The sequence below is a fragment of the Nostocoides sp. F2B08 genome (assembly GCF_009184895.1).
Lineage (GTDB): Bacteria > Actinomycetota > Actinomycetes > Actinomycetales > Dermatophilaceae > F2B08.
On record NZ_WESE01000005.1, the window covers coordinates 15,057 to 38,329 of the forward strand.

Genomic DNA, 23,273 nt, shown 5'->3' on the forward strand with positions numbered 1-23,273 from the left:
CATTCTGCCCCTTAGAGTCCAGGGAGTGACCACCCATCCGCGCGACCCGATCCAGCGCCGGACGCTCGGCACGTTGGCGTCGACCCAGGTGCTGGGTGGGATCGGCCTGGCCGCCGGTATCGCCGTCGGCTCGCTGATCGCCGAGGACATCACGGGCAGCCCGACGTATGCGGGTCTCGGCGGCACGTTCCAGGTCCTCGGCAGCGCTCTCATCGCCATCCCGGTCGCCAGGATGATGTACGCCCGCGGTCGTCGTCCTGGCCTCGTGCTCGGGTACGCGCTCGCGTTGGCCGGGGCCGTCCTGATCATCGCCGCAGCGCTGGCGGGCAGCTTTGCGCTGCTCCTCGTGGGCAGCCTGCTCTTCGGCGGCGCGACGACCTCGAACTCGCAGAGCAGGTTCGCCGCCGCGGATCTCGCCGCACCCGAACACCGCGGCCGCGACCTGTCGATCGTCGTGTGGGCGACGACCATCGGCAGCGTGCTCGGCCCCAACCTCGTCGGCCCGGCCCAGCCGGTCGCCCGTGCCCTCGGCATCCCAGAGCTCGCCGGACCCTTCGTGTTCTCGCTTGTTGCGATCGGGGTCGCGATCGTCGTCCTCGTCCTGCGCCTGCGCCCTGATCCGTTGGTCCTCTCCCGCGAGCGCGAGCGCGGGGCGGCGGAATCCATCGCCGTGGCCGCCGCGGTCCCCGAGACCTCGGACCCGCTCGCGGCCGACCCGCCCGCCCCCACGGCGCACCGCGCCGGCAGCATCCGGCAGGGGCTGGCCGACGTCGTCTCGCACCGTCCGGCTCTCCTCGGCCTGATCACGCTCGCGCTGGGTCACGCGACGATGGTCTCGCTCATGGTCATGACGCCGTTGCACATGAGGCACGGGGACGCCGAGCTCACGCTCATCGGCCTGGTCATCAGCATCCACATCCTCGGCATGTTCGCTCTTTCACCCGTCGTCGGCATCGCCGCCGACCGGTTCGGTCCGGTGGGGGTCGCTCAGGTCGGGTCGCTCATCCTCATGGTCGCCGCGGCCATGGGTGCGTTCGCCTCGGAGGGGTTCTCCATCCCGCTCACGCTGGCGCTGTTCCTGCTCGGGCTGGGCTGGTCGTGCACCCTGGTGACCGGCTCGACCCTGCTCACCGCAGCGCTCACGCCTGAGCAGCGCCCGGGCGCCCAGGGGTCGGCGGACCTGCTCATGGGGCTCGCGGCGGGCGGCGGCGGAGCCCTCGCCGGCGTCGTGGTCGCCCAGGCCTCGTATGCGATGCTCGCCGCCGGCGTCGGCGTCCTGGCCGCCGCGATCCTGGTCGCGACGGTGGTGCTCGGCCGTCCCTCCCCGGGCGGCGACAAAGCGGGCAACACGCTCCGGGGCCAGCGGTCGGCTTCTTCGCATCGCGGATAGCCTGAGGCGGTGACCGAGACAGCCACCGATCCGCGCCGCGACCTCGTCGCGGCCGCCGTCGACCGGTGGTCCCGCCAGCTCGTCGACCTCGGCGGGCGGAACACCCTGCTCTGGTACCGCGACCTGCGCGCCGGCACCCTGGACCTGACCACCGCCCACCCCGGCGGTCTGTCGGTCCTCATGGCCGGGGGCACTCCTCGACTGCGCGACCTCTTCCGCGAGGACACCGCCTTCGCCGATGCCCGCCACCGGGCCCGCACGATCGCGGCCAAGTCCCGGGAGCTGCTCGAGGAGCGCGGCATCGCCACCCTGCACCTGGCGATCGGGCTGGCCACCTGGACCCTTCCGCGCACGTCCCGGACCCCGATGGCGCCGGTGCTCCTGCGCTCGGCCACCCTGCGCCCGACGACCGCCGCCCACGATGACTTCGTCCTCGCGGTCTCAGCCGAGGTCGAGCTCAACCCGGTCCTCGTGCACTACCTCGTCGAACAGCGGGGACTCCGGCTGGATCCCGACCAGATCGAGGCGCTGACCGACACCCCGACCGGCTTCGACCCCCAGCCCGCCTACCGTGCGCTCGCCGAGGTGTGCGGGTCGATCGAGGGGTTCACGGTCACCCCGCGCCAGGTGCTAGGGACCTTCTCGTATGCGAAGCTCCCGATGGTCGTGGACCTCGCCGCCCAGGTCGACCGGCTCGCGAACCACGACGTCGTGGCCGCCCTGGCCGGTGACGCCGACGCCCTGTCGTCCGTGCGGTCGAGCCCGCCACAGCCCGACCTCGTCGTCGACCCCCGTCGTGAGCACCTCGTCCTGGACGCCGACGCGACCCAGATCGCTGCCATCGAGGCTGCCCGGGTGGGCTCGAACCTCGTGATCCAGGGGCCGCCCGGCACCGGCAAGTCGCAGACCATCGCCAACCTCGTCGCGGCCCTCATGGCCGACGGGCGCCGGGTGCTCTTCGTCGCCGAGAAGCGGGCGGCGATCGATGCCGTTCACCAGCGACTCACGCAGGTGGGGCTCGCCGATCTCGTCCTCGACCTCTACGACGGGGTCGGCAGCCGACGTGCGGTCGCCCGGGAGCTCGCCGGCGCGCTGGACCGCTTCGGGCAGCCGCAGCGGATGAGCGAGGCGTCGTGGCGGGACCCGCAGCGCACCGCACTTCTGCTCGCCACCCAACGCGAGCTGACCGAGCACCGCGACGCCCTCCACGAGCAACGAACCCCGTACGGCGTCTCCGCGTTCGAGGCCCAGGAGGCCGTCAGCCGCCTCGAGGCGGTCAGTCCCCCGCCGCGAAGCAAGATCCGGCTGCGGGGCGAGACGCTGCACGGGATCGACCGGGCCCGGATGGAGGAGGACGGCGCAGCCCTGGCCCGCGCGGCGGACCTCGGGGCCTGGTCTGCCGACGCCGAGCACGACCCGTGGTTCGGCGCTCGGATCCCGACGAGCGAGGACGCCGTGCGCGCCCTCGAGATCACCGAGCGGTACGCCAACGGTGGCCTCGAGCGCTTCGCCCGGCTGGTCGAGGACGTCTTCCGTTCGCTGCGCATACCCCCGGCCTCCTCGGTGACCGAGTGGGGCACGATCCTCGGCACGGCCAGCCGGGTCCAGGAGACCCTCGAGACGTTTCGAGCCGAGCTGTTCGACGTGCCGCTCGCGGACCTCATCGGCGCCACCGGTACCCGTGAGTACCGCCGATCGCACGGCGTCGAGCTCAGCTGGTGGGAACGCTGGCGGCTGCGCCGCCAGGCGGAGCGGTTTCTGCGTCCTGGCCCCCGCCCGCGCAGTCTGCACGACGAGCTCGTGGCCGCCGACGGCCAACGCCAGGCGTGGAACCGGCTCATGGGCAAGGGCGGCCGACCCGAGGTGCCGCACGAGCTCGCGAAGGCGGTCGACGCATACGCCCGCCTGTCGTCCGACCTCGAGTGGCTCGGCGCCCGACTCGCCGGGACCTCCGGCGGAGGGCGGTTCCTCACCGACCCCATCGTGCTCGTGGCGGAGCGCCTCGACGCTCTTGCGGCCGCCCCCGAGCGGCTGCGGGTGATCCCGAGCGTCCTCGGCATCCTCGACGAGGCCCGGGCGCATGGTTGGGGTCCGCTGGTCGAGGACCTCGCCGCCCGCCGAGTGCCCGCTGACCAGGTGCCGGCCGAGGTCGCCTTCGTCTGGTGGGCATCGGTCTGCGACGACATCGCGCTCGCCGACCCGCGCTACGGCGAGCCCGCGGGCGACCGGTTGCGTGCGGTTGTGAGCGACTTCGCCGAGGCCGACCGGCAGCACCTGCGCGACAACGCCGCCCGGGTCCGCGACGCCGTGGCGAGCCGCGCCCGCAGCGAGCTCCGGCATCGGCCCGCCGAGGAGGCCCTGCTGCGCGCGGAGGCTGGGCGCTCGCGCGGGCACAAGCCGCTGCGGGAGCTCATGTCGAGCGCCTCGGGACTGCTCACCGCGCTGAAGCCGTGCTGGATGATGAGCCCGCTCGTCGTCGCCGGGGCCCTACCGCCGGGCACGCACTTCGACGTCGTGATCTTCGACGAGGCGTCCCAGATCCCGCCGGCCCAGGCCGTCTCGGCCATCGCCAGGGCGCACCACGTCGTCGTCGCCGGCGACGACCGGCAGCTGCCGCCGACGACGTTCTTCACGAGCGCCGCCGACGACCTCGCCGACGAGGTCGCCATCGAGGGCAGCGAGGTCGACCTGACCACAGGCTTCGAGTCGGTGCTCGACGTGCTCGCCGCCATCGCGCCGGTGCGACGCCTGACCTGGCACTACCGTTCGCTCGACGAGCGCCTGATCGGCTTCGCCAACGACGAGGTCTACGACGGTGGGCTCGTCACCTTCCCGGGCACGGGCAGCGACTCACCGCTGGTCGTCGAGCACGTCGAGGGCGTCGGCGTCCTCACCGAGGGCTCGGAGGGGGTCGAGTCCACGCACAACGAGGTGCAGCGGGTCGTCGCGCTCGTCCTCGAGCACGCGAGCACCCGACCCGAGGAGTCGCTCGGTGTCATCGCACTCGGAATCACCCATGCCGCCCGCCTCGAGGAGGCGATCCGGGCGGCTGTGGCCGCGGTCCCGGAGGTCGCGCCGTTCTTCGACGAGGCTCGGGAGGAGCGGTTCTTCGTCAAGAACCTCGAGCGCGTCCAGGGTGACGAGCGCGACGCCGTCATCCTCTCGATCGGCTATGGCAAGACCCCCCACGGTCGGGTCATCTATCGGTTCGGTCCGATCAACCAGGCCGGCGGCGAGCGTCGCCTCAACGTCGCCATCACCCGGTCGCGCCGCCGGATGACGGTGGTCACGTCACTGCGCTCGAGCGACCTCGACCCGGAGCGGCTGAACTCGCGAGGGGCTCGGATGCTGCGGGACTTCCTCGCGTATGCGGAGCGCGCCGGCGACGGCGAGCTGCCGCCGACCGTGGGGGAGCGGGGCGGCGATCTGCCTCTGGTCATGAGTGAGATGGCGCGGCGGCTGCGAGCGCACGGACTCGTCGTGCACGAGGGCTACGGACACGGGGAGGTGCCGGTCGACCTGGCCATCGAGGACCCGGCCCGCACCGGTGTGCTCGCCCTCGCGGTCGAGTCGGACGGGCCGCAGTATGCGTCGCTCGCCACCGTGCGCGACCGCGACCGGTTGCGGGCCGAGCACCTGGGCCGCCTCGGCTGGAGCCACCACCGGATCTGGACGGCCGACGTTTTCCGGGACCCGGCGCGTGACGTCTCGGCGATCGTGCGGCTCGCACACCGCCGAAGCCCGGCATCCGCCCCGACCGAGCGAGAGGGCGTCGCCCGCGGTGACGTCTCGAAGGTCGACGTCGAGGAGGCGATGTCGCCCGAGGCCGGTGTCCAGCCGGCGAACGGTCTGGCAGCGCTGTCCGATGCCGAGGACACGGGACCGGTCGGTCCGACGACGGTGCGGACCCGAGAGAACGGCGGCGAAGCGAGCGGCGGCATCACCGGTGCCGGCGACTCGGCGGTCACCGAGGACGAGGATGAGTCCGACTCCGAGTCTGCCTGACATCGGCCTCGCGGACGTCGGCCGAACCTTCGTCATGCGGCCGGGTTCGCAGCGAGTGCTCGTCCTCGACCGCGCCGCGCCGGCGCCGACGGTGGTGGGCGACGACGGCGTGGTCGAGGTGGACTCCGAAGGCGCTGGTTCGCCGGCCGGTCCTCGGCGCCTCCGCCTGCAGGCGGTCGGGTCGGGACGCGTGACGATCAGGTCCGGTGACGCCGAGTGGCACGTCGAGGTCCGGCGTGCGACGGGCCCGCCGGAGCAGACCCGTGACGACACGGACCAGGGGTGGGGAGACGGCGACGCCGGCAGGTCGCAGCGGTGGTGGGAGGAGCAGCGCCCGCCACACTGGTGACGCTCTGCCGGGTGGAGGGCGCCGTTGCTCCCTCCGGAGACCTTTGCCCCGTCGATCGCCGATCCCTCCGTCACTCGTGGGAAGTTGCAGTCGCGCGACGGAGTTCCTGTCGCGCCTAGGAGCCTTCGTCGCGTCGGGGACTGAGGCGCTGGCGGCACGGGCGAGAGGTATGGACGACGCGACCCCGGGATCTGACCTCGATGGCGAGGTTGGTCCCGGGGTCGCGTCGGGGATGCGACGCCGCGTCAGCCGCGGGCGCGCAGCGAGTCGCGGATCTCGCGGAGCAGCTCGACCGACTCCTCGGTCGTCGGCTCCTCGGCGGCGACGAATCGCTCGCGGGCAGCCTGGTAGGGCTTGACGACCAGGAAGTAGACGATCGCTGCGAGCAGGACGAAGGAGACCAGGGCGGTGAGGAACGGACCGACCGTTGTGAAACCGCCCGGCGCCCACTCGTCGAAGTTCGGAGCCCCGCCGGCCTTGGCGATGGCCTCCATGATGATGGCCGTGAACGCCGTGACGAGCGCCGCGAACGAGGTGGCGATGATGAACGCGACGGCGAGCTCGACGAGGTTGCCGCGCATGAGGAAGTCCTTGAACCCCTTCATAGGGATCTCCTTCTGTAGAGAGTGTTTGGCAGTGGGGGGCGTGATCCCACGATGCGCCGTGTGCCCCCGGGGTGAACAGCTCCGAGGCTAGCGAACGCCGCGATGTGCTGCGAGCCGGGTCAGGCTGTCGCAGGGTGTGGCTCCTGCTCAGCCCGCGCCGCGAAGCTCGGCGAGAGGGCGGAGTCAGCTGGGCACGATGGCCTGCAGATCGACCGTGAGCGCCAGCCCATAGCCGCAGAGCACGAGCACGGCCGCACCAGCTCTTCGCGCGACGAAGCGTCGGTGAGCGGCCCGACGGCTCGACCCGAGCAGGGCCGGGTAGGCCTCGGCGAGGCGGCGGCCGGGGCGCCGAGGGGCTCGGCTGACCGGTCGGGCATGCCGACCGGTGTGCGCCCGACCACGCGATCGGGCCGCCGGCCCACGCCCACCGGGACGGCTCACGGCAGCGCGATCGGCAGTCGGATGCCGTCCAGGGCATGGCGGCAGGGACACTCCGGCTCGGCGTCCGGGGCGGGAAGCCGTGCGATGGCGTCGGCGATGACTCCCTTGAGCTTGTCGACATTGGAGCCGAAGGCCTCGAGGACGCTGTGGTGTGTCACGGCCGCGCCGCCGTCGACCCCCACGTCGTGGTCGGTGACCAGGGCCACCGTCGTGAAGCACATCGCGAGCTCGCGTGCGAGCGCGGCCTCAGGCATCGCGGTCATGCCGACGATCGACCAGCCTGCCTGCTGGTGCATGAGCGACTCGGCCCGCGTCGAGAACCGTGGGCCGTTGACCACCACGAGAGTGCCGCCGTCGACCGCTCGCACCTCGCGCGCACCGGCGACATCGAGGACGGCCCGTCGGCCGAGCGGACAGAACGGGTCGGCGAACTCGATGTGGACGACCGGACCCTCGACGTCGTAGAACGTGTGCTCCCGGCCCCAGGTGCGGTCGACGACCTGGTCGGGCACGAGGATGTCGCCGGGGCCGACCTCGACGAGGAGGGATCCGACCGCGCAGGGCGAAAGGATCTGGCGGACCCCGACGCTGCGCAGCGCCCAGAGGTTGGCTCGGTAGTTCACCTTGTGCGGTGGGAAGCGGTGACCCTGACCGTGCCGGGCCATGAAGGCGACACGTCGGTCCCCGACCTGCCCGACGACGACGTCGTCGCTCGGGTCGCCGAATGGTGTGCTGACGCGCACGCGCTCGGCCGAGTCGAAGAACTCGTAGAAGCCTGAGCCGCCGATGACGCCGTAGGGGGCTGGGTCCGTGGGCACGACACCGAGGCTAGTGCGTGAGCGCGGGGCGAGGGGGTCTGCTCAGTCCTTGGTGGACGACGCGCCCGAGGGGACCTTGGGTGTGGACGAGGCACCCGAGGACGCAGCGCCCGTCGACGGGGACGTCGACGACGAGCCCGCGGATGACGAGTCGCCCGAGGACGAGCCGGAGCCCGAGCCACCTGAGCTGGTGCCGCCCGAGCCGGAACCGCTCTTGTCCGCCGACCGGGAGTCGGTCCGGTAGAACCCGCCGCCCTTGAAGACGACGCCGACCGCGTTGAAGAGCTTGCGTAACCGACCGCCGCACTCCGGGCACTCGGTCAGGGCGTCGTCACTGAAGGACTGCACGATGTCGAAGCGGTGCTCGCACTCGGTGCAGGCGTATGCATAGGTGGGCACAGGACGGATACCTCGCTGGGACGCGCTCCATGGGAGGGGCGCAGGGACCGGATCGGGCTCGATCGTACTCCCCGCACGCGGGATCCCTCATTCGTGGGGGTCGCGCCGGGGTCGCCGCTGCCAGCGCCGGGCCGCCCACCCCGCGAGGCGCCCCTCCTCGCTGACCATCCGCACGCGCCGCTCCGCAGCGTCGCGTGCCCGCGTCGTCGTGACGATGAGCAGCTCGTCACCGCGCATGATCGAGGTGGCCGGGGTGGGGACGAAGCCGGCCTTGGCGCGGATGATCAGGGTGACGTTCGACCCCGCGGGCAGCCTCAGCTCTCCCACCTCGACCCCCGCGATCCGGGAGCCCGGACCGACCGTGACGAGGAGCAGGTCGGCGTCCATCTCCTCGAGCGGCACGAGTTCGACCGCGAGACTGAGCGACTGATAGGACTCGGTCACCTTCAGCCTGCGCGCGACCCAGGGCAGCGTGGGCGCCTGGATCAGCGTGAGTGCGACGACGAGCACGAACACGAGGTCGAACATCCACTCGGTCGCCAGGCCGTAGGTGATGGGCACGGTGGCCACGACGATCGGCACGGCGCCGCGCAGTCCGGCCCAGGACAGGAACGCCTGCTCGCGCCAGGGCAGCCGGAAGGGCAGCACCGAGAGCACCACCGAGAGCGGCCGGGCGAGGAGCAGGAGGACTCCGCCGACGACCACCGCGGGGACGATCTGCTCCAGCAGGTTCGCCGGGCTGGCGAGCAGTCCCAGGAGCACGAAGAGCCCGATCTGGGCGAGCCAGCCGACCGCGGTGCCGAAGGCGCCCACGGACTGCTGGTGGGGCAGGCCCGCGTTGCCCATGACGAGTGCCGCGAGGTAGCACGCGATGAACCCGGAGACGCTCAGGGACGCGGCCGCCGCATACGCGAAGACGGCGACGGCGAACACGGCGATGGCGAACAGACCCGAGGAGGTCGAGGCGATCCGGCGCAGCACCCGCACCCCGACCCACCCGACGGCCAGACCCAGGGCGACACCGCCGAGGAGCTGCAGCGCCGTGCCAAGGGCGAGCTCGACAACCGAGAGCGGGCCGTCCGGGCTCGCGGCGTTGGCGGCGAACGCGACGACGAGGATGACGACCGGTGCGTCGTTGAACCCGGACTCCGCCTCGAGCAGGCCGCTCAGCCGCTTGGGGAGCGAGACCGTCCGCAGCACCGAGAAGACGGCGGCGGAGTCGGTGGACGCGAGCACCGCTCCGATGATCAGGGCGATCTCCCAGCCCACCCCGAGGAGCAGGTGCGCCGCTGCGGCCACCACGAGAACCGAGACGACGATGCCGACGGTGGCCAGCGAGACGGCCGGCCCGACCGACCCTTTGATCGTCGACCATCTCGTCGTCAGACCACCTTCGATGAGGATCAGGGCGAGCGCCGCATACCCGAGAGCCTGGGTCAGCAGCTCGTCGTCGAAGCGGATCCCCAGACCGGACTCGCCGAGGAGCATCCCGAAGACGAGATAGATGATCAGCGAGGGCATCCCCGAGCGGACCGACAGCCGGACCGCGGCGGCGGCCGCGATCAGGACGAGGCTGCCGATCAGCAGGGCGGGATTGAGGTCTGCGACGGTGAAGCCGCTCTCGGCCATCACCATCCGCGCACCCCCCGTCGCACACCGCGGCACCGCGCGGCCGGGCGCTGCGCAATGATCGCTGTCACGGCCCTGTCGTCTCCCGTCCGGTGCCTCGTGTGACTTAGTCTCGCAGGGTGACCCGTCGTCAGCAGGTTCGTCTCGCCCTGATCGCGGTCGCGATCGGTGTGGCGATCGCTCTCGTGGTGGGCGTGGCGCTGGCGACCTCGAGCGTGCGTCGGCCGTATCCCACGACGGATGGCGAGCTCGCGATCTCGGGACTGTCCGGTCCGGTCGAGGTGCTCAGGGACGAGCGCGGGGTGCCGCACATCTTCGCGGACACCGCGGACGACCTGGCGATGGCGCAGGGTTTCGTCCACGCGCAGGACCGGTTCTTCGAGATGGACCTGCGCCGTCACATCACCTCCGGCCGCCTCGCGGAGCTCGTCGGCGAGGCGGGGCTGGAGAGCGACCGCGTCGTGCGCACCCTCGGCTGGCGCCGCGTCGCCGAGCAGGAGCTCCCACTCCTTGAGCCGCGCACCCGCAGGCTGCTGCAGGCCTACGCCGACGGGGTCAACGCCTATATCGCCCGCCACGCCAGCCCGAGCACGATGGCCTTCGAGTACGTCGTCCTGGGTCAGCGGTTCGGCGGCTACACCGTCGACGACTGGACGGCGGTCGACTCGCTCGCCTGGCTCAAGGCCATGGCCTGGGACCTCAAGGGCAACTACGAGGGTGAGCTGACCAGGGCCCGCCTCGCGGGACGGATGACGGTCGGCCAGATCCTCGAGCTGTACCCGCCCCTCGACGTCGAGTCCCGCCCCCCGATCCTCTCGGCGGAGGAGTGGGACCCCGCGTCGAACGGACCGGCGGACTCGCGGGTCGCGCTCGAGCGTCTCGGCGTCGACCTCGGGGACGTCCACCGAGTCGAGCAGGCGTATGCGCGGGTCGCGGGGGCCATGGAGGCCATGCCGGCCGCGGTGGGCCGGGGTGAGGCGGTCGGCTCCAACTCGTGGGTCGTCACGGGCTCGAGGTCCTCGACCGGCGCGCCGATCCTCGCCAACGACCCGCACCTGGCGGTGAGCATCCCGAGTTCGTTCTACCAGGTGGGCCTGCACTGTCGGGCGGTCACGAGCAGCTGCCCGTTCGACGTCAGCGGCTTCTCGTTCTCCGGGGTGCCCGGCGTGGTGATCGGGCACAACCAGCGGATCGCCTGGGGTTTGACCAACCTCAACGCCGACGTCACCGACTTCTACCTGCACCGGCTCCGCGACGACACCTACCTGCGCGACGGCGCCTACGAGCCGCTCGAGACCCGGACCGAGACGATCCGTGTCGCGGGAGGCGAGGACGTGACGATCACGGTGCGCAGCGCGCCGCAGGGCCCCTTGCTCTCCGACGTCTCGCCCGCGGCCGGGGACGCGGGGGCGAATGCCCCGGTCGAGGGTCGAGAGATTCGGGAGCGCTACGCCGTCGCGCTGGCGTGGACCGGTCTCATCCCGGGCAACACCATGGACGCCATCATCGGTTTCAACGCGGCGACGAGCTTCGCCGAGTTCCGCGACGCCGCAGAGCTGCTGACGGCCCCGGCGCAGAACCTCGTCTACGCCGACGTCGACGGCAACGTCGGCTACCAGACGCCCGGATCGATCCCCATCCGCACCTCCGCGATCCAGGGGGCTCCGCCCGGCTTCTGGCCCGCTCCGGGATGGGACGCCGGATACGACTGGCGCGGGTTCGTCCCCTTCGCGCAGTTGCCGTGGGCGTTCAACCCGGAGGACGAGATGATCGTCGCCGCCAACCAGCCGGTCACGGCAGGCTCTCGTCCGTTCCTGACCACCGAGTTCGACCCGGGGTTCCGTTCCACGCGGATCCTCGAGCTGCTCGAGGAGCGCGGCACCGTCAGCCCACAGGACGTCGCCGAGCTCCAGATGGACACCCGCAACTCCTTCGCGCCGATCCTCGTCTCGGCCCTGCTGCTCGTCGACACGAGCGATGACCCGTTCACGCGTGAGGCGCAGCGGCTCCTCGTCGACTGGGACTACACCACGCCGGCCGACGCCTCTCCGGAGGCGGCGGCAGCCGCCTTCTACAACGCGGTGTGGAGCAACCTGCTCACGCTGCTCTTCGACGACGAGCTCCCGCGGGACCTCTGGGTCGACGGCGGAGCGCGCAACCAGGCCAGTGTCGCCGAGCTGCTCAGGCGGCCAGACAGTCTGTGGTGGGACAACAAGCAGACCGCGGGCATCACCGAGGAGCGCGACGAGATCCTGCGCCAGGCCCTCCAGGAGGCGCGTCTGGAGCTGACCCGCCAGCTCGGCAAGGACCCGCAGAGCTGGGAGTGGGGCAAGCTCCACACAATCACCTTCGAGCACGCGATCCTCGGCGGCGAGGACGTGCCGGCGCCGATCCGCTGGCTCGCCAACCGAGGGCCCTACGCCCTGCCCGGTGGCCCGGCGATCATCAACGCCAACAGCTGGAGCGCCAACGAGGGCTATGAGGTCGACCGAGGGCCCGCGATGCGGATGGTCGTCGACCTCGCCGATCTCGACGCGTCGACCTGGGTGAACCAGACCGGCCAGAGCGGTCACGTCTACAACGACCGCTACGGCGACCAGATCGACGCCTGGGTCTCGGGTGAGCAGTTCCCCTGGCCGCATAGCCAGGAGGCGGTGCGTGAGTCTGCGGCCGCGACCCTCACGCTGGTCCCGCGCTCCTGAGCACTCCATCGACTTCGGTGCCGTTCCACGACCTCAGGCGCCGAACCGTGGTCCTGCACCCGAACTGCGACCTGACCCCTGCAACTGCACGGGTCAGGTCGCAGTTCGGGTGCGCGGGGCGGAAAGGTCGGGGGCCGGCTGCTCACCTGTCCAACGAAGGTCGGTGGGGGATGCTCCGGATCCCGTCGGCCGTCAGGACCGCGTCGACGACGACGTCGTGCACCTCCCGCGGCAGAGCCGGCTCGGTCAGGTCCTCCTCCGGGTGGAGCACGCAGATCACCGGGGCTCCGGAGCGGACCCGCGGCAGCGCCTTGTCATAGCACCCGCCCCCCTGTCCGAGTCGGGTCCCGGAGGCGTCGACGGCCAGCCCCGGCACGAACGCCACCGAGACCTCGGCGACCGCGTCCTTGCCGAGCGGTGCGCCGGAACCCGACGGGCTCCACTCCCGCCAGTCCAGGTCGAGATCGGTGAGGGTCAGCGGGACCAGCACGCGCATACCCCTGTCGTATGCGGCGCGCAGCAGCGCGCTCATGTCCGGTTCCACGGGAAGCGGCTCATAGGCCGTGATCGTCACCCGACTGCCTGCAGCAGGGGCAGCGACCAGCCGACGCTCCACCTCGCCCAGCGCGTACTCGGCGATCCGGACGCCGTCGGCGGCCAGGTCGCGCCGGGCGGCCAGCTCACGACGCCGGGCGCGCAGCTCGGTACGGCGGCGGCGCTTGTCCTGCGTCCGGTCGTCACGGGCGCGATCCTCGGTCGACGGCACCCGCCCATGCTAGGAGCAGCCGACTACGCTTGAGCCCCATGAGCCACCCCGGACTGCACGCGGCCCTCGACCTGATGCGCGCGGCCGGCGAGAGCGACCAGGCGATGGCGGTGTTCGCGACCTACCATGCCCAGCTCCAGGCGGGTCACACCGGCACCATCCCCGAGGACTCCATCAGACCTCTCACCGACGTGCCCGAGCTCGGCGACGTCGCGGTGAGCGAGGAGGAACGGCGCGATGCGCTCGCGCGCACGGTCGTCCTCAAGCTCAACGGCGGACTGGGCACCTCGATGGGCATGAAGGGCCCCAAGTCCCTCGTGCCGGTCCGCGACGGCCTGACCTTCCTCGACATCGTGGCGCGCCAGGTGCTCGCGCTGCGGCGACGCTACGACGTCGATCTGCCGCTGCTGCTCATGCACTCGTTCTCGACCCGGGAGCCGTCGCTCGAGGCGCTCAGCGCATACCCCGACCTCCAGGTGGGCGACCTGCCGCTGGACATCCTGCAGAACCGGGAGCCCAAGCTCACGGTCGACGACCTTGCGCCCGTGAGCTGGCCGGCCAACCCCGACCTCGAGTGGTGCCCGCCCGGCCACGGTGACGTCTACGTCTCACTCCTCACCTCCGGAGTGCTCGAGCGGCTGCGCGAGCAGGGGTACGAGACCCTGTTCCTGTCGAACATCGACAACCTCGGGGCGACCTGCGACCCCGATATCGCGGCGTGGATGCGGGCCGAGGGTGCTCCCTACGTCGCGGAAGTCTGCGAGCGGACGCACAACGACCGCAAGGGCGGTCACCTCGCCGTCCGCCGGAGCGATGGGCGCCTCGTCCTGCGCGACAACGGAGCGGTCGCGCCCGGCGAGATGGAGTTCTTCCAGGACACCGAGCTGCACAGCACGTTCCACACCAACAACCTCTGGGTGAGCATCGAGCGGCTGCACGACCAGCTGACGGCGACCGGCGGGGTCCTCGGACTTCCGATGATCGCCAACCACAAGACCGTCGACCCCACGGACCGACTCTCGACCCCGGTCGTCCAGATCGAGTCCGCCATGGGCTCGGCGATCGAGATCTTCGAAGGCTCGCGCGCGATCGGCATCCCACGCACCCGGTTCCGGCCGGTCAAGACGACGAACGAGCTGCTGCTCATGCAGTCCGACATCTACGACCTCACCGACGGCTACGAGCTCGTCTCGACGATCGACCATCCCGAGCCCTACATCGACCTCGGCCCCACCTACGCGCTCATCGACGACTTCAGCCGCCACTTCCCCCACGGCGCCCCGTCGTTGCGTGACTGCGAGACGTTGCGGATCCGCGGCGACCTCACCTTCGGCGCCGGCGTGCGGTGCGTCAGCGACGTCGACGTCGTCGTCGAGCACCCGGCCGTCGTGCCAGACGGTGCCGTTCTGACCCGATCCGGGGCCGAGGTCATCGAGCCCCGATGAGCCTGCGGAGCATCGAGGAGCATCTCGCCGCCGTCCTCGCGACCGTGCATCCGACTCCGGTCGTCGAGCTTCCGCTGGTGGATGCGCTGGGGTGCACGCTCGCCGAGCCGGTGCGCTCCCGCGTCGACCTGCCCGGGTTCACGAACAGCGCCATGGACGGGTATGCGGTGCGCGCCTCGGACTGTGCCGGTGCCTCCGAGGAGACACCGGTCGAGCTGCCGGTGGAGGGGGACATCGCCGCGGGTGACACGCGAGACCTGGAGCTCACCCCCGGCCGTTGCTGGCGGATCATGACCGGTGCGCCGATGCCCGCCGGGGCGGATGCCATCGTGCCGGTCGAGCTGAGCGACGGCGGCACCGATCGGGTGCGGCTGCGGCTCGCGCCCGAGGTCGGCCGGCATGTTCGGGCGCGGGGTGAGGATGTCCGCGCCGGGGATGAGCTCCTGGCCGCCGGCGCGGTGGTGACACCGGGGAGGCTCGCCCTGCTCGCCGCAGCGAACGTGGCCACCGTGCCCGCGCATACCCGGCCGCGGGTGGCGGTCATCTCCACCGGTGACGAGCTGCGCGACCCGGGAACCGAGCTCGGCCACGGCGAGATCGTCGACAGCAACTCGCTCATGCTCGTCGCCCTCGTGCGCGCGGTGGGCGCCGAGCCGGTCCTGCGTGCGCGGTCCCGCGACGACGCGGGCTCCTTGCGGGCGGTGCTGGACGAAGCCGCCGATGCGGCCGACCTCGTCCTCACGACCGGCGGTGTCTCGATGGGGGCGTACGACACGGTCAAGGAGGTGCTGGCGGACAGCGGCTCGGTCGACTTCGCCAAGGTCGCGATGCGCCCCGGGATGCCGCAGGGCCACGGCGTCATCGGAGAGGGCAGGACTCCTCTCGTGACGCTGCCCGGCAACCCGCTCAGCGCGATGGTGTCGTTCCATGTGTTCGTGCTGCCGGCGATCGCGGCTCTCCAGGGACGCGACGGCGACGTCGACTCGTGGCGCTCGGGAGCCGTGCCCGCCCGCGCCGGTGCCGGGTGGGCCTCGGTCCGGGGCAAGACCGAGCTGACCCGGGTGACGCTGCGCCACGGACTCGCCTGGCCCGCGTCGGGCCAGGGCTCGCACATGGTCGGAGCCCTCGCCGACTCGAACGCGCTCGCGATCGTGCCCCCCGAGGTGACGGCCGTGGTCGAGGGGGACGAGGTGGCGTGCATCCCGCTCGTCGGTGCCGGGTCCTGGAGTGGGGCGGGGGTCCCGTCATGACCGACCCGGACGAGGTGGGCGGCCTGACGCATGTGCGCGCGGACGGGTCGGCGCACATGGTCGACGTCTCGGCCAAGGCGGTCACGGCGCGGGAGGCCTCGGCGGCCGGGCGGGTGCTGCTCAACGCTGCAACGGTCTCGGCGCTGCGCTCGGGAGAGGTTCCGAAGGGCGACGCCCTCTCGGTCGCCCGGATCGCGGGGATCCAGGCGGTCAAGCGGACCCCCGAGCTCATCCCGCTCGCCCATCCGATCGCCGTGCACGGCGTCGAGGTCGACCTCACCGTCGTCGACGCGGGTGTCGAGATCGTCGCGGTGGTCCGCACCGCTGACCGGACCGGGATCGAGATGGAGGCGCTCACCGCGGTCAGCGTCGCCGCTCTCACCGTCATCGACATGGTCAAGGCCGTCGACAAGCACGCCCGCATCACCGACGTGCGGGTGACCGCGAAGTCCGGGGGACGATCGGGGGACTGGCGCGAGGAGGCCTCACCGTGAGTGCCGACGAGACCCCACCCCCGCACGCGGTCGTCGTGACCTGCTCGACCCGAGCTGCGGGAGGCGTCTATCCCGACCGGGGTGGGCCCCTGCTCGTCGAGGCCTTGCGCTCGTGGGGCTTCTCGTGCGGGGACCCCGTCGTCGTTCCCGACGGCCCGCTCGTCGAGGCGGCGCTGCGCGAGGCCGTCGCGACGGGCGCGTCGGTCGTCCTCACGACCGGCGGAACGGGGCTGTCCCCGACCGACGGCACCCCCGAAGCCACCCGTGCGGTCATCGACCGTGAGGTCCCCGGGATCGCCGAGGCGATCCGGTCCGCCGGCGTGACCGCCGGCGTACCGACCGCCATGCTCTCCCGCGGTGTCGCAGGTCTGTCCGGTCGCACCCTGATCGTCAACGTCCCCGGGTCCACAGGCGGCGTCCGCGATGCGCTCGACGTGATCGCACCCGTCCTCACGCACGCGGTCAGCCAGATCGCCGGTGGCGACCACTGATGGGGTCGAGGCGTCGCGCCTCCGCGGACACCGAGGCCGCGTTGCCGGGTCGAAGGCAGGCACTCGGGCGGCTCCGGTGAGCCGGCACGAGCTCGTGCTCGCGGGCCGCACGCCGGCGGGTGAGCCGATCACGCTGCGCCCCTTCCGGATGCGTGACCAGGAGGCGTATGCGGAGGCCCGGCGCCGCGACGCAGGCTGGCTCACGCCATGGGACCCGACGAGCCCCGACGGGGATCGACCGACGCTGACCTTCCGGGAGATGGTGCGTCGGCAACGGCGCCGCGCCCGCGCCAAGGAGTCGCTCGCCTTCGTGATCGAGAGTCGCGGCCAGATCGTCGGGCAGATCAACGGCAACTCGATCGTGTGGGGCGCCGCCCGGTCGTTCAGTGCCGGCTACTGGGTGTCCTCACGGATGGCGGGACGCTGGATCGCACCGACAGCGGTGGCGCTGCTCGGTGACTACGGCTTCGGCGGGCTCGGCCTGCACCGACTCGAGCTCGGGATCCGCCCCGAGAACACGGCGTCCCTCGCTGTCGCACACAAGCTCCGGATGCGCGACGAGGGGGTGCGGCCGAACTTCCTGCATATCGACGGTGCCTGGCGGGACCACCGCATCTTCGCGCTCACGGCCGAGGACCTCGCCGAGGACGGCTGGGGACGGACCTTCGCGGAGCGGCTGACACGGTCGTGGGCGGAGCGCAGCGAGGTCTGATCCCGCCCGTCACATCCGTTTCACACGTCACTTGTGCGACACACCGCGTCGGTTGACCGGCGGTGCCGTGACGCGGTCCTACGGTGGGACCCGTGGGTACCGGGATCGTCTTCGTCGTGCTGGTCGCGATCTGGGTTGCCTACTTCGTCCAGTACTGGTCGCGCCGCCGCGAACACCTCGCGACCGCCCGTTCGGTCGAGGCCTTCAGCGAGGCAATGCGCGTCCTCGAGCGCCGACCCGTCCTACGCGCCCCCTCCGGCGACCGGATCTCGACCGCGTATGCGGTGTCTCCGGCCCGGGTCGTCGGCGCCCGTCCCGCTCCGCGGCCCCAGGTCGTCGCCAAGCCGCTTGCACCGACGCAGCCGTTCCCCTCGCGTGGAGGAGTACCCCGCATGTCGAGCCCGCAGCCTTCTCATCCCCAACGCCGGCCCAGCCGACCGAATCCGACCGGGGCCGATCGCCCACCGCAGTCCCGCCCGATGTCGGTCTCGCCGAGTCGCCGGGTGCGCGGCCTCATCCTGCTCGGTTCGGTCGTCGCGACCATCGTCCTCGTCGGTCTGGCGGCGTTCTCGATCCTGCTGCCGTGGGTGCCGATCGTCGGTGCCGCCGCGGTCGTGGGCTCCTTCCTGTTCGTGCGCGCGGGGGTGCGAGCCGAGCAGGCGGCCCGGCGCGCTCGCCGGGCACGCGCCCGGCAGAGGCAGACCGTGCGGCGCTCACCTGCGTCGCACCGGGCCACCGAGCCGGTCGGTGCCCGTGGCTCCGATCGGTCAGTGCACGGAGGACCGGCGGCCGACTCGGGTGAGGTCGGCGACCTCGCAGATGCGGAGCTGCTCGAGCGAACGGAGGTCACCGCCGAGGCGGAGGGTCGACCGGACGGATGGCAGCCGGTCCCCGTTCCCCCGCCGACGTACACGCTCAAGGCCAAGGCCGAGCGTCCTTCCGCTGCGGTGACCGTCGACCCGGTCAAGGCCGATGCACCGGTGTCCGCCGCAGAAGGGCAGAGCACCCGGGCGGACGACGCGGTCGACGCGCCGACAGGTCCCGCAGCCGTCGTCCCCGCCGACGGTGAGCAGCCGGAGCCCCGGACCGCCGCATACGGCACCTGAGCGGACCCCTGTCCCTCGGGCGGCCTGCGGCTCAGTCGCTGCCGGTCGTCGCGCCGGTCTCGTTCAGCTCTCGGCGATCCGGCGGCAGATCCGTCACCGGGTCGGGGTCGAGGAGCCCGTCGTCGGCGGCCGTGACGTCCTCGTCGGCGAAGTAGTACTTGCCCACCGCGTTGAGGACGGCGACCACCGGCACGGCGATGAGCGCACCGGTGATGCCGGCGAGAACCACTCCGGCGGCGATGGCGAGGATGACGCCGAGCGGATGGAGCTTCATCACCCGGCCGAGGAGGAGGGGCTGCAGCAGGTGCGACTCGATCTGCTGCACCGCGATCACGCCCCCGAGCATCAGCAGGGCGGTGATCGGTCCCTGCGCGACGAGGGCCAACAGGACCGCGACCGCCCCTGAGATGCTCGCGCCGATGATCGGGATGAAGCCGCCGAGGAAGACGAGCAGGAAGATGATCGCCGGGAAGGGCACGTCGAGGAGCACGGCGACCAACGTGATCCCGATGGCGTCGGCGAACGCGACGATGACCGTCGCACGGGTGAAGGCGCCGAGCTGGCCCCACGCGATGTGCCCGGCCTCGTCCACCCCGGCGCGTGTCGGACGGGGGAATAGCCGGATGAGCCACGACCAGATGCGCTGCCCGTCGTAGAGGAAGAAGAACAGCGCGAAGAGCGCGATGAAGAACCCGGCGATGAAGTGCCCGGCCGTCAGGCCGACGGTGGTGAGCATCGGGCCGATGCCCTCCCCGGCGTTGCTCGTGACCGTCTCGCGGGCCTGGTCGATGTACTGGTCGAGCTGGACGTTCGTGATCCCGAAGGTGTCCCGCACCCACGCCCGCACCTCCTCGACGCCCTGGAGCACCTGCTCGGTCACGTCTCCGAGCCCTTCGGAGAGCGTGCGACCGATGACGGTGAACGCACCGCTGAGGATCAGGAGCAGCGCGACGACGGTGAGGCCGGCGGAAAGGGTGCGGGGCAGAGCGCGGGACATCCCGCTGAACAGTGGCTGGAGCAACGCAGCCAGGAGCAGGGCGACGAGCAACGGGACGACGATCTGGGACAGGATCGTCAGGCCCTTGAGGATGACGAGGAGCGCCGCCGCGACGAGCAGGAACCGCCAGGACCACTCGGCGGCGTTGCGCAGGGTCAGCGGCACAGGGTGCTGGCGGTCCTGGGCCTGGGCCCTGGCCGGTCGAGCCATGGGTGGCGGGGCGACCGCCTGTGCGCGTGCCTGGCGCAACCTGTCCAGCGCTCGGCGCTGCAACGCGAATCTGCTCATGGGGCCGAGCCTAAGCGGTCCGGGTGACACGCGTCGGAGCGGCGAACGGATGGGGGGAGAGCAGGTATGCGCAGGTCACCGGGGGAGTTTCGTCACGGACCGACGGCGGTGCTACCCTCTACGACGGCACTCGGGGCTGTGGCGCAGTTGGTAGCGCGTCTCGTTCGCAATGAGAAGGTCAGGGGTTCGAATCCCCTCAGCTCCACCACCCGACAAGGGCCGGCTGACGCCGGCTCTTCGTCGTCTGGCGGACCTGAGTGGGCCCGCCCTCAGCTCCACCACCCGACAAGGGGCCGGACACGCTTTGCGTCCGGCCCTTTGCACCTTCTCTGCCTCGGAGCCGCTGGCGGGCATCCCACCCCGGCGGTTAACATTCGCCAGGGCCCCACGGTGGCGGCCCCAGCGTTGCTTGGAGGTCCCGATGGCCATCCCGTCTGCCCCTGCCGGCTACACCCGCTACCTCATGAAGAGCAAGTTCGGCGCCGGCCGCGACTTCCGCATCCTCGACCCGCAGACCGAGGACCAGCTGTTCTTCGTCGACGGTAAGCTCGGCACGCGTCCCAAGGCCGACATCCAGGATCGTGACGGCACCGTCCGGTACAGCGTACGCGGGAACCTGCTCGGCATCCCGAAGCGGATGGACGTCACGGACGCCGAAGGGAACCAGGTCGCGCACCTGCACGCCAAGGCCTTCAAGTTCGTCAAGGACAAGATCAATGTCACCCTCGCCTCCGGCGAGGAGTGGTTCCTCGAGGGAAGTCTCATCGAGAAGAACTACGCAGTCAACGACAGCTCCGGGCGGCACGTCCTGCAGATCACCCAGAAGTGGGTCGCGATCCGCGACCAGTACGTCATCGACGTCGCAGACGGCCTCGCCCCTGAGGTGGCGTTCGCGCTCGTCTGGGCGGTCGACCGCTGGGTCGAGCGCGACTGACCCCGCCGCACTTGCCGGATGCGTCAAGGTTGCGTCCGGCCGTGGCCGTGGCCGTGGCCGCGGTCCTGTCCTCGGGCGTCGGTCTCCGATATGCCATGAATACCCGTTGGAGGACCTGCCGTTGGGATCAGACGAGGCACTCTCAGTCCGTTTCGAGCCTGGACTGGTAGTCCGCCCGTGCGCCGGGGTCGGACTCGCGGAGCTGGTTGGGTACGAGCCGACGGCTCACGGCATCGCGCGCAGGGCGGGGGAGGAGTCCGATCGCCCGGTTGAGCGGGTCGACGTAGCGCGGGATGCTCACCTCGAATCGCGGCTTCGTCAGCACCTCGAGCACTGCCTCCGCGACCCGATCGGGCGAGAGCCGTCCCGCAATCCCTGTCGCCGTCCCGGCGGCCAGCTGGGTGTCCACCACGGCCGGCAGCACGACGCTGAGGTGCACGCCACTGCCGAGCAGTTCCTCGCGGACGGCCTTCAGGTAGCCGAGCACTCCGTGCTTCGTAGCGGCGTAGGAGGCCTCGCCGGGAAGGGCGAGCAGCGATCCCGCCGACGCGATCGTGACGATGTGACCCGAGCCGCGCGCCTGCATCGCCGGAGCGACGAGCCGCACGCCGCGCATGACGCCGACGAGGTTGACCTCGAGCTGGCGCCGCAGGCAGATCTCCGGCTCCTCCGCGAACGGACCGACCCACATGACGCCTGCGTTGTTGACGAGGACGTCGACGGACCCGAGCGTGCTCCCGACCTCGTCGAGGAACGCCCCGAAGGACTCCGTCGAGGTGACGTCGAGGTGGCGTCCCACGTGCTCGTCGCCGAGCTCGCTCGCCACTCGGACGGCCGCGGTCTCGTCGATGTCGCCGACGGCGACCCGAGCACCCGCAGCGGCGAGCCGCACGGCGATCCGCTCCCCGATGCCCCGGCCGCCGCCGGTGACGGCGACGACGCGGCCGGCCACCGCATACCGGCGGCTCATACCGATCTCCTTTCGGGGGCCGCGACTCGACCGGTTGCTCGGGCACGTCCGGCGCCTCGACGCCGTTCGCGGCGCAGGTCCCACAGGTAGTGGTCGAAGTCGATCTCCATGGTGTGCCGCGGGGAGTCGTAGAACTGTCGCCGGTTGCGCTCGTGCTCGGCCGCCAGATGCCGACGGACCTCGGCCTCCGGTGGCGGGGTGTACCGACCGGTGAGCATCTCGACGACCCACTGACTCTGGGCCTCGGCCAGCGGCATGATCGCCCCGAGCGGCTGCAGCAGCCCGATGAAGAACAGACCCGGCAGATCGGGGTGGACCGTGCGCTTCCACAGGGGGAGGTCGTTGTCGTGCACCGGCACCAGGTCGGGCGGGAGGAACGGGAAGCTCACGCGGTACCCGGTGGCCCAGACGATGAGGTCCGCCCGGCACGTCGTGCCGTCGACGAAGGCCACGGTGTGGCCGTCGAGGCGCTCGATGGCAGGACGCACCGTGACCGCTCCGGCAGCGAGGCGGTCTCGGATCTGGTCCGACTGCACGGGGTGGGACTGACCCGGGCGGTGGGTCGGTTTGGGAAGTCCGTAGCGGCTGAGTCCACCCGCGAGGAGCGCCCCGAGGCGGAGTCGGGCGGCCGTGGCCCACCAGGGCAGCCAACCGGGCAGTGCGACCTGGTCCGCGGGCCGCCCGAACGCCATCTTGCGCAGGACCCACTGGCCCCGACGGATCGAGAGGAACGCGCTCCGCGCCCGGTAGGACGCCTCGACCGCGATGTCCATGGCTGAGTTGCCGGCGCCGACGACGAGCACGTCGCGCCCCTCCAGCTGCTCGCCCGAGCGGTAGTCGTGGGCGTGGATCTGCTCGCCGTCGAAGTGGCCGGGATACGGCGGGTCGGGCCAGCGGGCGTCCCAATGGTGCCCGTTGGCGACCATGACGGCGTCGTAGGTGCGGGTATGCGCGCCGTGCGGGCCGCTGACAGTCACCCGCCACCCGCCGGACTCATCCGGCTCGACACGCTCGACCGACGTGTCGAACGTGATCGTGTGCCGGAACCCGAAGTGGTCCACGTAGGACTCGAAGTAGGCGTGGACCTGGTCGTGGCGTGCATAGGGCGGGTAGTCCTCCGGCATCGGGAAGTCGGAGAAGGCCATCCGCGGGCAGGAGGTGTTGATCTCCAGGGTCTCGTAGCAGGCCGAGCGGCCGTTGGGATTGTCGTAGAGCCAGTTGCCCCCGATGGCGCTGCCGGCCTCGAAGCAGTCGAACGGGATGCGGGCGAGGTAGAGCGTCTTCGCGGCGGCCAGCCCGGAGGAGCCCGCTCCGATGATGCAGACGCGTGGCAGGGAGTCGTCCGGCGGAATCGCCTCGGTGACGGGTGGCGCGAGATGCGAGGCTCGCACGAAGTAGGGCATGTCCCAGATCATCACACCCTTGGGTGGGGCGTGGGCGGCAACTGCGTCGACGACGGATGGTTGCGGACACGGTCCCGGT

19 protein-coding genes and 1 tRNA gene are annotated in these 23,273 nt (G+C 71.5%); 12 read left to right on the top strand and 8 right to left on the bottom strand.

Features of this window, described 5'->3' with window-relative positions; translation table 11 throughout:
- Window positions 1-25: 25 nt before the first annotated feature.
- The 3 genes from GA707_RS12625 to GA707_RS12635 are packed head-to-tail and all read left to right on the top strand — an operon-like array spanning window position 26 to window position 5,744.
- Complete coding sequence (locus GA707_RS12625; RefSeq protein ID WP_226963768.1) at window positions 26-1,390, top strand: MFS transporter; 1,365 nt, start codon at window positions 26-28, stop codon at window positions 1,388-1,390.
- 9 nt (window positions 1,391-1,399) lie between these two features.
- Window positions 1,400-5,395, top strand: coding sequence for an AAA domain-containing protein (locus tag GA707_RS12630; protein ID WP_152178811.1), 3,996 nt, complete (start codon window positions 1,400-1,402; stop codon window positions 5,393-5,395).
- Window positions 5,370-5,744: a hypothetical protein gene (locus tag GA707_RS12635; protein ID WP_152178812.1), complete on the top strand. Its 375-nt coding sequence runs from the start codon at window positions 5,370-5,372 to the stop codon at window positions 5,742-5,744. Before GA707_RS12630 ends, GA707_RS12635 begins: the two co-directional genes overlap by 26 nt.
- A gap of 245 nt (window positions 5,745-5,989) precedes the next feature.
- On the opposite strand, the gene GA707_RS12640 is transcribed toward GA707_RS12635, so the two are convergent.
- The 4 genes from GA707_RS12640 to GA707_RS12655 all read right to left on the bottom strand — a co-directional run bounded on the left by GA707_RS12640 (window position 5,990) and on the right by GA707_RS12655 (window position 9,636).
- On the bottom strand, window positions 5,990-6,349 hold the full coding sequence (locus GA707_RS12640; protein WP_152178813.1) for an MscL family protein: 360 nt from the start codon (window positions 6,347-6,349) through the stop codon (window positions 5,990-5,992).
- Between the two features lie 437 nt (window positions 6,350-6,786).
- A complete protein-coding gene (locus GA707_RS12645; RefSeq protein WP_152178814.1) occupies window positions 6,787-7,608 on the bottom strand; it encodes an S-methyl-5'-thioadenosine phosphorylase in 822 nt (273 codons plus the stop codon).
- Window positions 7,609-7,650: 42 nt separating this feature from the next.
- Window positions 7,651-8,007, bottom strand: a complete 357-nt coding sequence (locus GA707_RS12650) for an FmdB family zinc ribbon protein (protein ID WP_152178815.1) — start codon at window positions 8,005-8,007, stop codon at window positions 7,651-7,653.
- An 87-nt stretch (window positions 8,008-8,094) separates the two neighbouring features.
- Window positions 8,095-9,636 (bottom strand): potassium/proton antiporter, encoded by a 1,542-nt coding sequence (locus GA707_RS12655; RefSeq protein ID WP_226963769.1) that lies wholly within the window; start codon window positions 9,634-9,636, stop codon window positions 8,095-8,097.
- Between the two features lie 119 nt (window positions 9,637-9,755).
- Here GA707_RS12655 and GA707_RS12660 point away from each other — a divergent pair, with 119 nt between their 5' ends.
- Window positions 9,756-12,338, top strand: coding sequence for a penicillin acylase family protein (locus GA707_RS12660; protein ID WP_152178817.1), 2,583 nt, complete (start codon window positions 9,756-9,758; stop codon window positions 12,336-12,338).
- Window positions 12,339-12,480: 142 nt separating this feature from the next.
- Here GA707_RS12660 and GA707_RS12665 read toward each other — a convergent pair whose 3' ends face one another.
- Complete coding sequence (locus GA707_RS12665) at window positions 12,481-13,104, bottom strand: 5-formyltetrahydrofolate cyclo-ligase (RefSeq protein WP_226963770.1); 624 nt, start codon at window positions 13,102-13,104, stop codon at window positions 12,481-12,483.
- 38 nt (window positions 13,105-13,142) lie between these two features.
- Here GA707_RS12665 and GA707_RS12670 point away from each other — a divergent pair, with 38 nt between their 5' ends.
- The 6 genes from GA707_RS12670 to GA707_RS20895 all read left to right on the top strand — a co-directional run bounded on the left by GA707_RS12670 (window position 13,143) and on the right by GA707_RS20895 (window position 18,602).
- Window positions 13,143-14,549, top strand: a complete 1,407-nt coding sequence (locus GA707_RS12670; RefSeq protein ID WP_226963771.1) for a UTP--glucose-1-phosphate uridylyltransferase — start codon at window positions 13,143-13,145, stop codon at window positions 14,547-14,549.
- Complete coding sequence (gene glp / locus GA707_RS12675) at window positions 14,546-15,799, top strand: gephyrin-like molybdotransferase Glp (RefSeq protein WP_193315323.1); 1,254 nt, start codon at window positions 14,546-14,548, stop codon at window positions 15,797-15,799. The genes GA707_RS12670 and glp overlap by 4 nt, the downstream gene beginning before the upstream one ends.
- The gene (gene moaC / locus GA707_RS12680) at window positions 15,796-16,293 is read left to right on the top strand and encodes a cyclic pyranopterin monophosphate synthase MoaC (protein WP_152178818.1); all 498 of its coding nucleotides are present in this window, start codon (window positions 15,796-15,798) and stop codon (window positions 16,291-16,293) included. The genes glp and moaC overlap by 4 nt, the downstream gene beginning before the upstream one ends.
- Window positions 16,290-16,784, top strand: a complete 495-nt coding sequence (locus GA707_RS12685; protein WP_152178819.1) for a molybdenum cofactor biosynthesis protein B — start codon at window positions 16,290-16,292, stop codon at window positions 16,782-16,784. The genes moaC and GA707_RS12685 overlap by 4 nt, the downstream gene beginning before the upstream one ends.
- Before the next feature lie 76 nt (window positions 16,785-16,860).
- Window positions 16,861-17,496: a GNAT family N-acetyltransferase gene (locus tag GA707_RS12690; RefSeq protein WP_226963772.1), complete on the top strand. Its 636-nt coding sequence runs from the start codon at window positions 16,861-16,863 to the stop codon at window positions 17,494-17,496.
- Window positions 17,497-17,588: 92 nt separating this feature from the next.
- Window positions 17,589-18,602: a hypothetical protein gene (locus GA707_RS20895; RefSeq protein ID WP_193315324.1), complete on the top strand. Its 1,014-nt coding sequence runs from the start codon at window positions 17,589-17,591 to the stop codon at window positions 18,600-18,602.
- Between the two features lie 31 nt (window positions 18,603-18,633).
- Here GA707_RS20895 and GA707_RS12700 read toward each other — a convergent pair whose 3' ends face one another.
- A complete protein-coding gene (locus GA707_RS12700; protein ID WP_152178821.1) occupies window positions 18,634-19,887 on the bottom strand; it encodes an AI-2E family transporter in 1,254 nt (417 codons plus the stop codon).
- 132 nt (window positions 19,888-20,019) lie between these two features.
- On the opposite strand from GA707_RS12700, the gene GA707_RS12705 reads away from it, so the two are divergent.
- Together GA707_RS12705 and GA707_RS12710 are read left to right on the top strand one after the other, a co-directional pair.
- A tRNA-Ala gene (locus GA707_RS12705) sits at window positions 20,020-20,095 on the top strand.
- 213 nt (window positions 20,096-20,308) lie between these two features.
- A complete protein-coding gene (locus GA707_RS12710; RefSeq protein WP_193315325.1) occupies window positions 20,309-20,821 on the top strand; it encodes an LURP-one-related/scramblase family protein in 513 nt (170 codons plus the stop codon).
- Between the two features lie 142 nt (window positions 20,822-20,963).
- Here the strand turns inward: GA707_RS12710 and GA707_RS12715 are convergent, their stop codons facing one another.
- Together GA707_RS12715 and GA707_RS12720 are read right to left on the bottom strand one after the other, a co-directional pair.
- Window positions 20,964-21,791: an SDR family NAD(P)-dependent oxidoreductase gene (locus GA707_RS12715; RefSeq protein ID WP_152178823.1), complete on the bottom strand. Its 828-nt coding sequence runs from the start codon at window positions 21,789-21,791 to the stop codon at window positions 20,964-20,966.
- Entirely contained in the window at window positions 21,788-23,194 is a 1,407-nt protein-coding gene (locus tag GA707_RS12720; protein WP_152178824.1) for an NAD(P)/FAD-dependent oxidoreductase, read from the bottom strand. The genes GA707_RS12715 and GA707_RS12720 overlap by 4 nt, the downstream gene beginning before the upstream one ends.
- Window positions 23,195-23,273: the final 79 nt, after the last annotated feature.

Coding starts and splice junctions, on each gene's coding strand:
- GA707_RS12670 (WP_226963771.1), top strand. CDS start 13,143: ATGAGCCACCCCGGACTGCACGCGGCCCTCGACCTGATGCGCGCGGCC.
- glp (WP_193315323.1), top strand. CDS start 14,546: ATGAGCCTGCGGAGCATCGAGGAGCATCTCGCCGCCGTCCTCGCGACC.
- GA707_RS12655 (WP_226963769.1), bottom strand. CDS start 9,636: ATGGCCGAGAGCGGCTTCACCGTCGCAGACCTCAATCCCGCCCTGCTG.
- GA707_RS12720 (WP_152178824.1), bottom strand. CDS start 23,194: ATGCCCTACTTCGTGCGAGCCTCGCATCTCGCGCCACCCGTCACCGAG.
- GA707_RS12700 (WP_152178821.1), bottom strand. CDS start 19,887: ATGAGCAGATTCGCGTTGCAGCGCCGAGCGCTGGACAGGTTGCGCCAG.
- GA707_RS12640 (WP_152178813.1), bottom strand. CDS start 6,349: ATGAAGGGGTTCAAGGACTTCCTCATGCGCGGCAACCTCGTCGAGCTC.
- GA707_RS12635 (WP_152178812.1), top strand. CDS start 5,370: ATGAGTCCGACTCCGAGTCTGCCTGACATCGGCCTCGCGGACGTCGGC.
- moaC (WP_152178818.1), top strand. CDS start 15,796: ATGACCGACCCGGACGAGGTGGGCGGCCTGACGCATGTGCGCGCGGAC.
- GA707_RS12710 (WP_193315325.1), top strand. CDS start 20,309: ATGGCCATCCCGTCTGCCCCTGCCGGCTACACCCGCTACCTCATGAAG.
- GA707_RS12715 (WP_152178823.1), bottom strand. CDS start 21,791: ATGAGCCGCCGGTATGCGGTGGCCGGCCGCGTCGTCGCCGTCACCGGC.